The organism is Streptomyces sp. NPDC096310, assembly GCF_044763125.1.
Lineage (GTDB): Bacteria > Actinomycetota > Actinomycetes > Streptomycetales > Streptomycetaceae > Streptomyces.
Genome location: NZ_JBIWFO010000004.1, coordinates 506,879 through 520,753, shown reverse-complemented (window position 1 = coordinate 520,753; position 13,875 = coordinate 506,879). Strand labels below are relative to the sequence as shown.

At 68.7% G+C, this 13,875-nt stretch carries 14 protein-coding genes; 7 read left to right on the top strand and 7 right to left on the bottom strand.

The window, feature by feature from the left end; translation table 11 throughout:
* Positions 1-62: 62 nt before the first annotated feature.
* Positions 63-890, top strand: coding sequence for a hypothetical protein (locus tag ACIQ7D_RS13285; protein ID WP_403936834.1), 828 nt, complete (start codon positions 63-65; stop codon positions 888-890).
* Positions 891-910: 20 nt separating this feature from the next.
* On the opposite strand, the gene ACIQ7D_RS13280 is transcribed toward ACIQ7D_RS13285, so the two are convergent.
* Positions 911-1,135: a DUF397 domain-containing protein gene (locus tag ACIQ7D_RS13280; RefSeq protein WP_403936832.1), complete on the bottom strand. Its 225-nt coding sequence runs from the start codon at positions 1,133-1,135 to the stop codon at positions 911-913.
* 3 nt (positions 1,136-1,138) lie between these two features.
* Positions 1,139-2,014, bottom strand: coding sequence for a helix-turn-helix domain-containing protein (locus ACIQ7D_RS13275; RefSeq protein WP_403936830.1), 876 nt, complete (start codon positions 2,012-2,014; stop codon positions 1,139-1,141).
* A 256-nt stretch (positions 2,015-2,270) separates the two neighbouring features.
* Between ACIQ7D_RS13275 and ACIQ7D_RS13270 the strand changes: the two genes are divergently transcribed.
* From ACIQ7D_RS13270 to ACIQ7D_RS13260, 3 genes are all read left to right on the top strand, one after another.
* Positions 2,271-2,912, top strand: coding sequence for an ATP-binding protein (locus tag ACIQ7D_RS13270; RefSeq protein ID WP_403936828.1), 642 nt, complete (start codon positions 2,271-2,273; stop codon positions 2,910-2,912).
* 100 nt (positions 2,913-3,012) lie between these two features.
* A complete protein-coding gene (locus ACIQ7D_RS13265; protein ID WP_403936825.1) occupies positions 3,013-3,255 on the top strand; it encodes a type II toxin-antitoxin system Phd/YefM family antitoxin in 243 nt (80 codons plus the stop codon).
* The gene (locus ACIQ7D_RS13260) at positions 3,255-3,629 is read left to right on the top strand and encodes a type II toxin-antitoxin system VapC family toxin (protein ID WP_403936823.1); all 375 of its coding nucleotides are present in this window, start codon (positions 3,255-3,257) and stop codon (positions 3,627-3,629) included. The genes ACIQ7D_RS13265 and ACIQ7D_RS13260 overlap by 1 nt, the downstream gene beginning before the upstream one ends.
* A gap of 66 nt (positions 3,630-3,695) precedes the next feature.
* Here the strand turns inward: ACIQ7D_RS13260 and ACIQ7D_RS13255 are convergent, their stop codons facing one another.
* From ACIQ7D_RS13255 to ACIQ7D_RS13235, 5 genes are all read right to left on the bottom strand, one after another.
* Positions 3,696-4,763, bottom strand: coding sequence for an ABC transporter ATP-binding protein (locus ACIQ7D_RS13255; RefSeq protein ID WP_403936822.1), 1,068 nt, complete (start codon positions 4,761-4,763; stop codon positions 3,696-3,698).
* Positions 4,764-4,807: 44 nt separating this feature from the next.
* Positions 4,808-5,836 (bottom strand): ABC transporter ATP-binding protein, encoded by a 1,029-nt coding sequence (locus ACIQ7D_RS13250; protein WP_403936820.1) that lies wholly within the window; start codon positions 5,834-5,836, stop codon positions 4,808-4,810.
* An 11-nt stretch (positions 5,837-5,847) separates the two neighbouring features.
* On the bottom strand, positions 5,848-6,828 hold the full coding sequence (locus ACIQ7D_RS13245; RefSeq protein ID WP_403936818.1) for an ABC transporter permease: 981 nt from the start codon (positions 6,826-6,828) through the stop codon (positions 5,848-5,850).
* 40 nt (positions 6,829-6,868) lie between these two features.
* Positions 6,869-8,671, bottom strand: a complete 1,803-nt coding sequence (locus ACIQ7D_RS13240) for an ABC transporter substrate-binding protein (protein ID WP_403936817.1) — start codon at positions 8,669-8,671, stop codon at positions 6,869-6,871.
* 126 nt (positions 8,672-8,797) lie between these two features.
* Positions 8,798-9,826 (bottom strand): ABC transporter permease, encoded by a 1,029-nt coding sequence (locus ACIQ7D_RS13235; protein WP_403936815.1) that lies wholly within the window; start codon positions 9,824-9,826, stop codon positions 8,798-8,800.
* 336 nt (positions 9,827-10,162) lie between these two features.
* On the opposite strand from ACIQ7D_RS13235, the gene ACIQ7D_RS13230 reads away from it, so the two are divergent.
* The 3 genes from ACIQ7D_RS13230 (at position 10,163) to ACIQ7D_RS13220 (ending at position 13,863) form a co-directional block, all read left to right on the top strand.
* A complete protein-coding gene (locus ACIQ7D_RS13230) occupies positions 10,163-11,797 on the top strand; it encodes an ABC transporter substrate-binding protein (protein WP_403936813.1) in 1,635 nt (544 codons plus the stop codon).
* Positions 11,798-11,849: 52 nt separating this feature from the next.
* On the top strand, positions 11,850-12,773 hold the full coding sequence (locus ACIQ7D_RS13225; protein ID WP_403936811.1) for an ABC transporter permease: 924 nt from the start codon (positions 11,850-11,852) through the stop codon (positions 12,771-12,773).
* 166 nt (positions 12,774-12,939) lie between these two features.
* On the top strand, positions 12,940-13,863 hold the full coding sequence (locus tag ACIQ7D_RS13220; protein WP_403937010.1) for an ABC transporter permease: 924 nt from the start codon (positions 12,940-12,942) through the stop codon (positions 13,861-13,863).
* The last annotated feature ends 12 nt before the right edge of the window (positions 13,864-13,875 follow it).

The following is a 13,875-nucleotide window of genomic DNA, read 5'->3' as shown; positions in this document are numbered from 1 at the left end:
GGCCGTCTTGTGCGCAGTGGGTGGGAGGGCGCGCATCTGCCGCGTGCGTAGGATTCGCGATCATGACCATGCCACCGCCGCCCCACCAACCCCCGGGCCCGTACGGACCCCCGCAGCAGCCCAACCCGTACGCCTCCCACCCGTATCCGCCAGGGCAGTACCAGCAGTACCAGCAGCCACCTCCGCCGTACGCCGGCCAGGCGCCCTGGGGGCAGTTCCCTCCGGGGCCGCCGCCGCGCAAGAACCGGACCGGGCTGATCCTCGGCATCGTCGCGGCGTCGGTCGTGGGGCTTCTCGTTCTCTCCTACCTCGGTAACCGGGGGAGCGCTTCCTCGGGAAGCTCCTCGGGCGATTTTCCGGCGGCCTCGTACCGGCTCACCGTTCCGAAGACGCTTCTGGATGACGGATACGACCTGGTCGAGGACAGCAGCGCCGAAACGAACGACGAGATGAAGCGGGAAGGTTATGGCGACGGGCCGGATGCACGCGATACACGGGGAATCGTGGGTTCGTACGCGGATACCGGTGACGAGGCGCAGAGCGGGCTCGCCGTCGCGGGAGTCTACGGGCGGTTCAAGAACCCCACGAAACAGCGGGACGGCCTGTTCCGTGGCATGAGGGAGGCGGACGGAATAAGCGAGCCCAGCCCGCCGAAGATCATCACGCTGGAAGGGTCGGACGTCGATCTGCAATGCACCGTACTGCTCTCCGAAGACGAGGGCACCACGTCCACCGTCCCCGTATGCGCCTGGGGTGACGAGAACACCGCCGCATACGTCGCGTTCCACGACGGTGAGGGCGTTGCCCAAGAACCCGATTCCGTCGATCTCGACGCTACGGCGCGGACCGTGCTGAAGGTTCGGGACGACGTTCGGCAGCCGCTCCGCTGACCACGCCCGCAGGCCCCTGGCTACAGGTTGTCGAAGTCCCCCGTGGCCATGCCGGACTTGAAGGCTTGCCATTCGCCCGGTGTGAAGCACAGATGCGGCCCCGAGGGGTTCTTCGAGTCGCGGACCGCCACTCCGCCGCCGGGGAGTGGCGCCAGCTCGAAGCACTGGCCGTTGTTGGCGGTGAAACTGCTCTTCTGCCAGGGCAACGAGGCCGGGTCTATCGCGTAGAGGTCAGCCTTCTCCATCAGTCATTCTTCCTTGCTCAGGGTGCGTGCGATGACGTCGCGGCTCTCCTCCCGAGAGTAAGCCGATCGGGTGAGGCTGCGGAAGAGCCGGTGCAATCGGCGCAGGTCGCGTGGGCCGTCCATCGTCAAACTGCCGGCGACCGACTCTCCGAAGGCCACATCTGGTACGTCTTCGTCCGCGAACTGGAGGATCGTGAACGCCCCGATCTGGGCGGCCTCTTCGCCCTTCTCGTACGGGATCACCCTCAGATCGACAGACGCGTGCGTCGAGATCTCCAGCAGGTACGCGAGCTGTTCCTGGTGGGTGCGTCTGCCGCCCACCTGGAAGTCCAGTGCCGCCTGTGAGATGACGTAGTGACAGTCCAGCGGGGTTTCCGTCTCCAGCAGGCGGTGCCGCTGCCGTAGCCCACGCACCTCGACCAGGGCCTCGATCTGGTCGGGGCCCAGCGAGGCGAAGCCCACGCCGGTGACGGCCTGCATATAGGCCTCGGTCTGCAACAGACCCGGCAGGATGCCGACCTGGTACTCGTGGACGGTCGATGCCGCTGCCTCGAAGCCGATGAACCGTTCGTACTGCGCACTGATCACGTCGCTGTACGGGAACCACCACGGCTGCCGGCGGTCACGGGCGGCCGCGTGCAGTCGGGCGAGTTCGTCGCGCTCCGGCGCGGGGACCTCGTAGAGGTCCAGGAGGGCGGCGAAGTGCTCCTGGGAGCAGGCCCGTTTGCCGTTCTCGATGCGGCTGATCAGGGAGTCGTCGCAGCCGAGGGCCGCGCCGACCTCGACGAGGGTGAAGTGATGCACCTCGCTTCGCAGGCGGCGCAGAGCCCGGCCGAAGGTCACCCGGGTCATCAACAGGGTGCTGGTGTCGCTGGTCATGAATCTCTCCTCGGGTCCGCGCGGCGGGATTCCTGCGGGAAAGGGCTGCTTGCCACCTTCGTGTCAATTGACAGACAGAACTCTTGACGTGACGCAGCGTGCGCAGCTTAGCTTCCCTCACGCACCGCGCTCAACTGAATGCTGAGAGTGGTTGCGCTCCGGGTTGCCGATGGGACGCCTGGGGCGATTGATGCCGAGCAAGTGCCGCGCTCTCGACCGGGGGTTCGGGTTGCTCGCCGGAGCGGTGGGAGCCGCCATGGGTGAACCGTACGAAGTGAGTTTCCGGCTGACACGTCGCCGCAGCAGCGTCCCCCGGGCCCGCGCCGTGCTCCGTGCCACACTCGGGAGTTGGGGAGTCGGCCACGATGTCGCGGAAGCCGGGGAGCTGATCCTCTCCGAGCTGGTGACCAACGCCCTGCGCGTACGGGTGCCGGGTGACCGGCATGTTGGCGTGCGGATCGTGCGTTCGCCGGTGGACGAGATGCTGCGGCTTGAGGTGAGCGACGCGGGTACCGGCAGGCCCGGTGTGCGGGCGCCACGGGACGACGAGCCGGGCGGACGCGGATTACTGCTGGTGGAGGCGGTGTCCGAGCGGTGGGGTGTCGAGGCGCGACCGGGCGGGATCGGGAAAACGGTCTGGGCGGAGCTGAAGGCACCGGACATCAGACCCGTCCCGGACGGTACGGAGGTCGGCGCGATCGCCGTACGGCCCGGTCAGGACGTACGGGTGTGGGGTGCGTGGCGCACGGTCCTCGGGGTGCGGGGCGAGGCGGGTGTGGCCGGGCGGCCCGATGTCATGCTGGCGCTGGATGACGGCTCGGAGCTGCGGATTCCGGTCGATGAACCCGTGGCCGTGCGGGAGGGGCGGGATGTCGGGCGGGATGGCGGGCCGCGGTGATCGCCGGGCTCCGGGCGCTGAGCGAAGGTGCGTGTGCCCCTCCCGGGGTTATGCTTAGTCTACTGCTTAGTCCATACGGGAATCACATCGCGAGGTATCCATGGAAGCGGCTCGTCAATACAACGTGCATGAAGCCAAGACCCATTTCTCCCGCATCCTGGAGCAGGTGGCGACCGGCGAGGAGGTCGTGATCAGCAAGGCGGGAGAGCCGGTGGCCAAGGTGGTGCCGCTGCGCCCCAAGGTGATGCGGACCGGCAGGGGCTCGCTCCGTGGGCGTATCCATATCCCGCACGACTTCGATGACCTTCCTGATGATCTCGCCGACGCCTTCGGGATGCGCTGATGCGCCTTCTGCTCGATACCCATGTGGTCCTGTGGTGGCTGGACGACTCGCCTGAGCTGTCCGGCGAGATCAAGGACCTGCTGGACACCGAGCCCGGTGTCTACATGAGCGCTGTGTCACCGTGGGAAATCGCGATCAAGCAGTCTCTCGGGAAGATCGAGGGGCCTGAGGATCTGGCCGAGAGGGTACGTGACAGCCAGTTCACGGGGCTGCCTGTCACCGCCGGGCACGGAGTGCGCGCAGGGCGGCTTCCGGCACATCATCGGGACCCCTTCGACCGGATACTGATTGCACAGGCGCAAACCGAAGGGATGACTCTGGTGACGCGGGACAAGTGGATCCCCCAGTACGACGTGCGGGTCATGCCCGTGTGAGAGCGCGGCGCGAAGGCACGTACCGGGGGCTCCGGCGTCCCCGTGGACCGGTCGTCCGGGCTCGGGTCAGGAAGAGGAAGGCCGAGGGGCCGCCGGGACCCGCACCGGCGCCGGCGGACCGGTACGCGACGGCGGCAGCGGCTCCGGGTAGTGGCATGCCGTCAGGTGGCCCTCCCGGCTGCCCTCCGGCCGGACCAGTGGGGGCGTCGTCGTCGCGCAGTGGTCCGTCGCCTTCCAGCAGCGGGTGCGGAAGCGGCAGCCCGAGGGCGGGTGGACCGGGGACGGGACCTCGCCCTTCAGGCGGATACGGGCGGGGGGCGGGGCGGTGTCGTCCGGGAGTGTTGTCGCCGGGACCGCCGAGAGCAGCGCCCTGGTGTACGGGTGGCGCGGGGCGCCGTACAACTCGTCCCGGTCCGCGATCTCCACGATCCGGCCCAGGTACATCACCGCCACGCGCTGCGAGAAGTGACGTACGACGGCGAGGTCGTGGGCGATGAAGACGAAGGCGATGCCCAGCTCCCGCTGGAGCTGCTGGAGCAGATTGACCACCTGTGCCTGGATCGAGACGTCCAGCGCCGAGACCGGCTCGTCGGCCACGATCAGCTTAGGGCGCAGGGCGAGCGCCCTGGCCACGCCGATGCGCTGGCGCTGGCCGCCGGAGAACTCGTGCGGGAAGCGGTTGTAGTGCTCGGGGTTGAGGCCGACCGTGTCGAGGAGTTCGCGTACGCGTCTCTCCCGGCCGCCCGGCGGATCGATGCCGTTGATCTCCATCGGCCCGGCGATGATCCGGCCGACCGTCTGCCGCGGGTTGAGCGAGGCATACGGGTCCTGGAAGATCATCTGGATCTCGGGGCGCACCGGCGCGAGCCTCTTGCGCGAGGCGTGCGTGATGTCCTGGCCGCGGTAGGTGATCCGGCCGCCGCTCGGTTCCAGGAGGCGGGTGATGAGCCGGCCCGTGGTCGACTTGCCGCAGCCGGACTCGCCGACCAGGCCCAGGCTCTCGCCCTCCGCGACCGTGAAGTCGAGGCCGTCCACGGCCTGGACCGCGCCGACCGTACGCCGGATCGGGAAGCCGCCGGTGATCGGGAAGTGCTTGACGAGGCCGGCGACGTTGAGGAGGGGCGTGGTGGTCATGGGGGTCCGGGTGCCTTCCTGGGGGGCGTGAGCTTCCCTGCGCGTCATGCCGGGCCCGCTCCCGCGAAGTCGGCCGAGAACTCGACCCGTTGGGCGGCGTCCAGGTGGCAGGCCGCCCCGTGGCCCGTCACCGGTTCCAGCGGTGGCAGCCGGGTCGCGCAGAGCGCGCCGCCCACCTGTTCGGTGAAGGCGCAGCGCGGGTGGAAGCGGCAGCCGCCGGGCGGGTCGAGGAGGCTGGGCGGGGTGCCGGGGATGGGGGCGAGCGGTATGTCCACCGGGGAGTCGAGGCTCGGCATGGAGCCCAGAAGGCCCCAGGTGTACGGGTGTTGGGGGGCGCGCAGGACCTCCTTCTTCGTACCGCGCTCCACGCACCGGCCGCCGTACATCACGAGGACGTCGTCCGCGATGTCGGCGATCACGCCCAGGTCGTGGGTGATGAAGATGATCGCGGTGCCGGTCTCCCGCTGGAGGTCCTTCAGCAGATCCATGATCTGGGCCTGCACGGTGACGTCCAGCGCGGTCGTCGGCTCGTCCGCGATCAGCAGTGCGGGGTCGCAGACCAGCGCCATCGCGATCATCGCGCGCTGGCGCATCCCGCCGGAGAACTGGTGCGGGTAGTCGTCCGCCCGTACGTCCGGCTGCGGTATCCCGACGCGCCCCAGCATCTCGACGGCCCGCGCGCGGGCGGCCTTCCGGGAGGCGCCGGTGTGTTTGCGGTACGTCTCCGCGATCTGCCGGCCGATCGTGTGGTACGGCGAGAGCGAGGCCAGCGCGTCCTGGAAGATCATGGCCATCGTGTTGCCGCGCAGCCCTTCGAGCCGGCGTTCGCCCGTGGTGAGCAGGTCGCGTCCTTCGAGCAGGATCTCCCCGTCGATGGTCGTGCGGTCGGGGTCGTGCAGGCCCAGGATCGCCAGGTTGGTGACGGACTTGCCGGAGCCCGACTCGCCGACGATCCCGAGGGTCCTGCCGCGCGCGACGTCGAAGGAGAGCCCGTCGACGGCGCGTACGGTGCCGTCCTCGGTGGCGAAGTGCACCCGCAGGTCGCGGACGGAGAGGAAGGGGGAGACGGTCATGGGGTGCCCTTCTACGCGAGGCGTACGCGCGGGTCGATGACGGCGTACACGGCGTCGACGACGATGTTGAAGACGACGATCGCGCCCGCGGCGACGAGGACGACCCCGAGCAGCAGCGGCAGGTCGTTGTCCTGTACGGCCTTGACGGAGAGCGCCCCGATGCCGTGCAGGTTGAACGTCTGCTCGGTGATGATGGCGCCGCCCAGCAGCGCGCCGATGTCCAGCCCGAAGATGGTGACGATCGGCCCCATGGCGCCCCGCCAGGCGAAGCGGAAGAAGACCGTGCGGCGCGAGAGGCCCTTGGCGCGTGCCGTCCGTACGTAGTCCTCGCTGAGCGTCTCGACCAACTGGGAGCGGGCCATCCGTGTGTAGTTGGCGGTGAAGATCAGCGCGAGGACGAACCAGGGCAGCAGCAGCCCCTGGAACCAGCCCGCCGGGTCCTGGGTGATCGGGACATCCTGGGGGCGGCTCAGGATGTGCCACTGGTCGGTCAGGTAGTACATGGCGACCACCCCGACGATGTAGATCTGGAGCGAGGAGCCGACCAGCGAGGCCGAGGAGGCCACCTTGTCCAGCGCCTTGCCCTGCTTGACCGCCGCGAGCATGCCCGCCCCCACGCCCAGCACCACGAAGACGACGGCGCTGCCGAGGGAGAGCGACAGCGTGGTCGGGAAGCGGTCGAGGATGGTGGAGAGGACGGGCTCGCGGTTGTGGAACGAGTAGCCGAGGCACGGGGCGGGACAGTGCCCGAACGACGCGTAGTCGCGGCCGGTGAACACCGCCTGGAGCCAGTGCCAGTACTGCACGGGCAGCGGATCGGCGATGCCCAGGTTGCGCCGTACGAGCGCCAGCGTCTCGGGGGTGCAGACCTTGCCGCAGGCGACCCGCGCGGGGTCGCGGGGCGCGACGTAGAAGAGGACGAAGGTGAAGGCGCTGATGATCAGCAGGATCACCGCGGCGCCGAGCGTGCGGCGCACCAGGAAGCGGAACATGGCGTAATTCCCTCAGGTCCTCAGGTTCCCTCCAGGTCTCTCAGGACCTCGCGTACAGCTTGTAGAGCACCGCCGCCGAGAACAGCGGGTCGAAGAGCGCCCCGCCGACCTTCGAACCGGCCAGGTAGAAGCGGCGCTGATACGTCTCCGGGATGATCGGCGCCTCCTCGGTCATGATCCGCCGGTCCAGCGCGGCCCATGCCTTCCCCGCCTGCTTCGGGTCCGCGATCACCACGTCCTTCTTGATGGCCGCGTCCACCCAGCCGACCCTGAGCTGGGAGATGTTGTTGGCGCCGTTGGCGATCGTGCCGCTGTCGAAGAGCGGCTGGATCAGGGTGTAGCCGGTGGGCCAGTCCGGGGCCCAGCCGAACCACATCACGTCGAACTGGTTGTCGATCTGCTGGACCTGGTCGTAGTAACTGGTGGAGTCGAGCGGCTTGATGACGGGGTTGAACCCCGCCTTCGTCAGCGCGTTCTCGATGACGACCTTGGTCTTGTCGTAGTTGTCGCCCTGCGGGAAGGCGTAGACGATCTTCTGGCCGGACCTGCCGGCCTCCTTGAGCAGCTTCCTCGCGGTCGCCGGGTCGCCCTGCGGCTTCTTCAGCTTCCCGTAGACGTCGAACTTCTCGCGCCCGAGGATGTCCGGGCTGAGGATCGTCGTCGCGATGTCGCCCGCGGACGGGCCGCCGTAGATCTGCCGGATCTGCTCCAGCGGCCAGGCGTGGATGAGGGCCTGGCGCACCTTCAGGTCGGGGATGCGCCGGGTGTTGATGGCGTAGTAGTAGAGGCCGGTGAGCAGGCCGTTGATGGTGCGTTTCTTCAGGGCGGGGTCCGTGAGGACCTTCTGGATACGCTCGGCCGGCACCCCGCTGTACGCCATGACCGCGTACTGGTCGTCGCCCGAGTCGGCGATCAGCCGGTCCGAGGCCGCGAGCGCCTGCGGGCCGAACTCGAAGGCGAAGCTGTCCGGGTAGGCGGTGCGGATCGCGTCCGTCCGCTCGTCCCAGTGCGGATTGCGCGTGAGGGTCATCGACTTGTCGACCGCGTGCTGGGTGAGCTTGTACGGTCCGGCCGAGACCGGGTCCTTGTCGTACTTCTCCTTGGTGTCCAGCTTGACCGGTACGGCGCCGTACGAGTGCATCGCCAGCGTGAAGTTGAGGTCCGGGCGGGCCAGCTTCAGATGGAAGGTGATGGTCTTCCGGCGCGCGTCGGTGACGACGGAGTCGAGGTGCTTGCCGCCGTACGGGCCCTTGTACGCGGCCCGGAAGTCGGTGGAGCCGGTCAGCGCGGTCTGGAGATAGCCGGCGCCCTCGGTGGTGAAGCTCGCGAAGCCCCGCTCGATGCCGTGGCGTACGTCGTCGACGGTCAGTTCACTGCCGTCCTCCCACGTGAGGCCGTCCTTGAGGGTGAACGTCCAGGTCTTCCCGCCGTCGGACAGGGTGCCGGCGTCGGTGGCGAGGTCGCCGACCAGCTTCATGGAGCCGTCCGGCGCGATCCTGTAGCCGGTGAGGCAGCGGATGTAGAGGTTGCCGACCGTGGAGTTCCAGGAGAAGTAGATGCGCTGCGGGTCGAGATGGGAGAAGTCGTCGGGGCCGATGCCGCGGATCGTGCCGCCCTCGCGCGACCCGGCGACGGCCGGGGCGGGCCCGGTGGAGTCGGCGGCGGTGCCGATGGCGACCGTACTGCCGGTGTACGTCGTGGAGCCCGCGTCGCCGCCGCTCCCCGAATCGCTGCCGCCGGGTCCGCCGGAGCCGGCGTCGCCGCTGCTGCACGCGGCGAGGAGTGCGGAGCCCCCGGCGGCGACGGAGGTGGCGATGACGAAGTTTCTGCGGGAGAGGGACATACGATTCCTGCCCTGTCGAGGGTCGGTGGAGCCGAATGGGGTTCTGCGGTACGGGGGCACGGGTGCACCGGTACGGGGGCACGGGTGCGGGGGGTGCGGGAGGTATGGCGGCGCGGTGCGCGGGGGTCAGCGCCTGGTCTTCGGGTCCAGCGCGTCGCGTACCGAGTCGCCGAGGAGGTTGAAGGCGATCACGAAGATCACCATCGCGAGCCCCGGGAAGAGCAGGAAGGTGATGTCGTTCTGGTACACGTTCGAGCCGCGCTGGATCATCACGCCCCAGTCGGGGGTCGGTGAGCTGAGCCCCACGCCGAGGAAGGCGAGCCCCGCCTCGGTGGTGACGAAGAGGGGGAGCGCGAGGGTCGCCTGGATGAGGATCGGCGTCCACAGGTTGGGGAGCAGTTCCCGGAAGATGATCCGCGCCGGGGACGCGCCGGTCACCTTGGCCGCCTCCACGAACTCCCTCTCGCGCAGGGCGAGTACCTCACCGCGCAGCAGCCGGGCGATGGGGGCCCAGCCGAAGGCGGTCATCACCGAGATCAGCGAGACGACGGTGAGCCAGACCGGGGTGTTCTCCTCGGGCGAGACCAGGATCGAGATCAGCACCGGCCAGAAGGCGATGAAGAACAGCGTCGAGGGGAACGCCAGCAGGATGTCGATGACCCGGCCGACGAGGTAGTCCGTCTTCCCGCCGAGGTAGCCCGCCGTGACCCCGATGACGACCCCGAACACCGCCACCAGCAGCGTGGTCACGGTGGCGATCAGCAGCGAGTTGCGGATCCCGTACAGCAGGAAGGTGAAGACGTCCCGGCCGAGCCCGGGTTCGATGCCGAACCAGTACTGGCCACTGATACCGCCGTTGGGGCGGACCGGGAAGCCGAAGTCGTTGAGGAGGCCGGGGTTGTCCTGGCCGTAGGTGTCGTACGGATTCTTCCCGTAGAGCCGGGCGATCAGCGGGGCGCAGACGGCCACCGCGAAGAAGAAGGCGACAACACAGGCCGAGACGACGCCCGTACGGTCGCGCCGGAAGCGCCGCAGGGCGAGCTGTCCCGGGGAGCGGCCGGCTCCGCTTCTCGGCGCCGCGGACGCCGGCGGGGGGCCGCCGTGGCCGGCGGCCGTCTCCAGAGGGACGGCGGCCGGAGAGGGTGCGGAGGTCATGATGCTCCTGGCCGGAAGAGATCGAAGACTCCACGGTCAGATCCGCGGATTAAAAGGACTTTTTCAATCGGATACATGCACGGTCAATGAATTCTTCGTGGCCTTGAATGCCTCTTTTGCGGCTTGGTGCGCGCATGGTCAACCGTTGGTGCGAATGCGCTCCTGTCATGACCCGACCGAAAGGCAACCGGCCTCCCGGTGCGCCCGCGTGTCGCTCACCGGTATGCGTACATCCGGAGGGGGATCCGTCCGTTCAGGTGAGTCGCATGGGCGTATTGCGCTCTATGGGTGGATATTGTCCCTCGGCTGAGCCCGACCACTCCGAGGAGGACCTTCATGCGAGGAGCTACGCCGACGCACCCCAAGTGGGCCGCCTGCGTGGTGGCCGTCATCCTCGCGGCGACGGCGTGCGGCGGGGGAGACAGCGGCGCTCGTGGCGGTGCGGACGGGGTGGTGCGCTCCTCCTGGGGGGATCCGCAGAACCCGCTGGAGCCCGCGAACACCAACGAGGTCCAGGGCGGCAAGGTCCTCGACATGATCTTCCGCGGGCTGAAGCGGTACGACCCGAGGACGGGCAAGGCCGAGGACGCGCTGGCCGAGAGGATCGAGACCACGGACTCGACGCACTTCACGGTCACCGTCAAGGACGGCTGGACCTTCAGCGACGGCGAGAAGGTCACCGCCAAGTCCTTCGTGGACGCGTGGAACTACGGCGCCAACCTCAAGAACAACCAGAAGAACGCCTACTTCTTCCAGTACATCGACGGATACGACAAGGTCCACCCGGTCTCCGGCGCGCCCACCGCCCCGACCCTCTCCGGTCTGAAGGTCACCGGGCCGCGCACCTTCACCGTCAAGCTGTCGCAGCGCTTCTCCACCTGGCCCGACACCCTCGGGTACGCGGCCTTCGCGCCGCTGCCCAGGGCGTTCCACGAGCGCCACGCGGCATGGCTCGCCAAGCCGGTCGGCAACGGCCCGTACACGGTAGAGCGGTACACCAAGGGCTCCCAGATGTCGCTGCGCACCTGGAAGGCGTACCCCGGCGCGGACAAGGCGCGCAACGGCGGTGTGGACCTCGTGGTCTACACCGACAACAACACCGCCTACACGGACCTCGTCGCGCGCAATCTCGACCTGGTCGACGACGTCCCGGCCGCGCAGCTCAAGAACGTGAGGTCCGATCTGAACGGCCGGTACATCAACACCCCCGCCGGCATCATCCAGACCCTCGCCTTCCCTTACTACGACAAGCGCTGGAACACCGCGAAGGCCGTCAAGGTCCGCACCGGGCTCTCCCGGGCGATCAACCGCGAGCAGATCACCGAGACCATCTTCCGCAAGACCCGTACCCCGGCCACCGACTGGACCTCACCGGTGCTCGGCGCGGACGGCGGCTACCGGGCCGGGCTCTGCGGCGCGGCGTGCGAGTACGACGCGGCCGCCGCGAAAAAGCTGGTCCAGGAGGGCGGCGGCATCCCCGGCGGCCGGCTGAAGGTCACGTACAACGCGGACACCGGCTCCCACAAGGAGTGGGTCGACGCCGTCTGCAACAGCATCAACAACGCGCTGGGCCAGGACAAGGCGTGCGTCGGCAGCCCCGTCGGCACCTTCGCGGACTTCCGCAACCAGATCGGGCGGAGGAAGCTCACCGGGCCCTTCCGCGCGGGCTGGCAGATGGACTACCCGCTGATCCAGAACTTCCTCCAGCCGCTCTACTACACCAACGCCTCGTCCAACGACGGCAAGTGGAGCAACCCGCGATTCGACCAGCTGATCAACGAGGCCAACGCCGAGGCCGACACGAAGGCGGCGATCGACAAGTTCCAGCGGGCCGAAGGTGTCGTACGGGATCAGATGGCGGCCATCCCGCTCTGGTACCAGAACGGCAGCGCGGGCTACTCGGACCGCGTCTCGCACGTGGCGCTCAACCCGTTCAGCGTCCCGGTCTACAGCGAGATCACCGTCCACTGACGCCGGAACGCAGCCCCGCGGCCACCGTTCGACTCTCCCCCCGGAGCCCCGTATGGGACGTTATGTGATCCGGCGTCTGCTCCAGATGATCCCGGTCTTCATCGGCGCCACGCTGCTGATCTTCCTGATGGTCAATGTGATGGGCGACCCCGTCGCGGGCCTCTGCGGCGACCGGCAGTGCGACCCCGCCACCGAGGCCAGGCTCCGCGAGGACTTCGGCCTCGACCGGCCCGTCTGGCAGCAGTACCTCACCTACATGGGCCATGTCTTCTCGGGAGACTTCGGCACCGCCTTCAACGGGCAGAAGGTCATCGACCTGATGGCCTCCGCCTTCCCGATCACCATCCGGCTGACGCTCGTCGCGATCTTCTTCGAGATCCTGGTCGGGATCGTCTTCGGTGTGATCACCGGACTGCGCCGGGGCCGCCCGGTCGACACCTCCGTCCTGCTGCTGACGCTCGTCGTCATCGCCGTACCGACGTTCGTCACCGGACTGCTGGCCCAACTCCTCTTCGGGGTGCGGTGGAAGATCGTCGAACCCTCGGTCTCACCGACGGCGCCGCTCGACGAGCTGATCCTGCCGGGGCTGGTGCTCGCCTCCGTCTCCCTCGCGTACGTCACCCGGCTCACCCGGACGTCCATCGCGGAGAACGCCCGCTCCGACTACGTCCGTACGGCCGTCGCCAAGGGGCTGCCCCGGCGGCGGGTGATCGTCAGACATCTGCTGCGCAATTCACTGATCCCGGTGGTCACCTTCATCGGTACGGACATCGGGGCCCTGATGGGCGGCGCCATCGTCACCGAGCGGATCTTCAACATCCACGGCGTCGGATTCCAGCTCTACCAGGGGATTCTGCGTCAGAACACCCAGACCGTCGTCGGCTTCGTGACCGTGCTCGTCATCGTCTTCCTGGTGGCGAACCTGCTGGTCGACCTGTTGTACGCCGTACTCGACCCGAGGATCCGGTATGCCTGACCCGCAGCGCCCGCGCCCCGAAGGAGCCGGTTCCGGTGCCGGCGGTCCCGCCGGCCGAGGTGGTCCCGGCGGCGGTGGCCCCGGTCCCGGCGGCCCAGGCCCCGGCGGTCCCGGCGGTGCCTCGTCCGGCGGTGGCTCCATCGCCGCGACCGGCGCCGGCGGTGCGATGGACCTCGCCACCAGCGAGGCGTTCACCCTGGAGAAGGACGGCGGGCCCGGGGGCCCGGCGGGCGGGTCCGGGGGCCGGGCGCGCAGTCTGTGGTCCGACGCCTGGCGGGACCTCCGGCGCAACCCGGTCTTCCTCATCTCGGGACTGATCATCATCTTTCTGGTGATCATCTCGATCTGGCCGTCGCTGATCGCCACTGGCAACCCGCTCTCCTGCGACCTCGCCGACGCCCAGGACGGCTCCCGTCCCGGCCACCCCTTCGGCTTCAACGGACAGGGCTGCGACGTCTACACCCGTACCGTCCACGGCGCCAGGACCTCCGTCGTCGTCGGCGTCCTCGCCAGCCTGGGGGTCGCCGTCGTCGGCTCGGTCCTCGGCGGGCTCGCCGGATTCTTCGGCGGCTCCTGGGACGCGGTCCTCTCCCGCGTCACCGACATCTTCTTCGGGATCCCCGTCGTCCTCGGCGGTCTGGTGCTGTTGTCCGTGGTGACCAGCGCCACCGTCTGGCCGGTGATCGGCTTCATGGTGCTGCTCGGCTGGCCGCAGATCTCCCGGATCGCCCGCGGCTCCGTCATCACCGTCAAACAGAACGACTACGTCCAGGCGGCACGGGCCCTCGGCGCCTCCAGCCCGCGGATGATGCTGCGGCATGTGCTGCCCAACGCGGTCGCGCCGGTGATCGTCGTGGCGACCATCGCCCTCGGTACGTTCATCGCACTGGAGGCGACCCTCTCGTACCTCGGTGTGGGCCTCAAACCCCCGACGGTCTCCTGGGGGATCGACATCTCGGACGCCTCCCCGTACATCCGTAACGCCCCGCACATGCTGCTCTGGCCGGCCGGCGCGCTGGCGGTCACCGTGCTCGCGTTCATCATGCTCGGCGACGCGGTACGCGACGCCCTCGACCCCAAGCTGCGCTGAGGAGCCCCGCTG

Bases quoted from the DNA above. Each gene is read 5' to 3' on its own strand.
- ACIQ7D_RS13255 (WP_403936822.1), bottom strand. From the start codon at position 4,763: ATGACCACCACGCCCCTCCTCAACGTCGCCGGCCTCGTCAAGCACTTC.
- ACIQ7D_RS13265 (WP_403936825.1), top strand. From the start codon at position 3,013: ATGGAAGCGGCTCGTCAATACAACGTGCATGAAGCCAAGACCCATTTC.
- ACIQ7D_RS13280 (WP_403936832.1), bottom strand. From the start codon at position 1,135: ATGGAGAAGGCTGACCTCTACGCGATAGACCCGGCCTCGTTGCCCTGG.
- ACIQ7D_RS13275 (WP_403936830.1), bottom strand. From the start codon at position 2,014: ATGACCAGCGACACCAGCACCCTGTTGATGACCCGGGTGACCTTCGGC.
- ACIQ7D_RS13245 (WP_403936818.1), bottom strand. From the start codon at position 6,828: ATGTTCCGCTTCCTGGTGCGCCGCACGCTCGGCGCCGCGGTGATCCTG.
- ACIQ7D_RS13230 (WP_403936813.1), top strand. From the start codon at position 10,163: ATGCGAGGAGCTACGCCGACGCACCCCAAGTGGGCCGCCTGCGTGGTG.
- ACIQ7D_RS13270 (WP_403936828.1), top strand. From the start codon at position 2,271: ATGGGTGAACCGTACGAAGTGAGTTTCCGGCTGACACGTCGCCGCAGC.
- ACIQ7D_RS13285 (WP_403936834.1), top strand. From the start codon at position 63: ATGACCATGCCACCGCCGCCCCACCAACCCCCGGGCCCGTACGGACCC.
- ACIQ7D_RS13235 (WP_403936815.1), bottom strand. From the start codon at position 9,826: ATGACCTCCGCACCCTCTCCGGCCGCCGTCCCTCTGGAGACGGCCGCC.
- ACIQ7D_RS13220 (WP_403937010.1), top strand. From the start codon at position 12,940: ATGGACCTCGCCACCAGCGAGGCGTTCACCCTGGAGAAGGACGGCGGG.
- ACIQ7D_RS13250 (WP_403936820.1), bottom strand. From the start codon at position 5,836: ATGACCGTCTCCCCCTTCCTCTCCGTCCGCGACCTGCGGGTGCACTTC.
- ACIQ7D_RS13240 (WP_403936817.1), bottom strand. From the start codon at position 8,671: ATGTCCCTCTCCCGCAGAAACTTCGTCATCGCCACCTCCGTCGCCGCC.
- ACIQ7D_RS13225 (WP_403936811.1), top strand. From the start codon at position 11,850: ATGGGACGTTATGTGATCCGGCGTCTGCTCCAGATGATCCCGGTCTTC.
- ACIQ7D_RS13260 (WP_403936823.1), top strand. From the start codon at position 3,255: ATGCGCCTTCTGCTCGATACCCATGTGGTCCTGTGGTGGCTGGACGAC.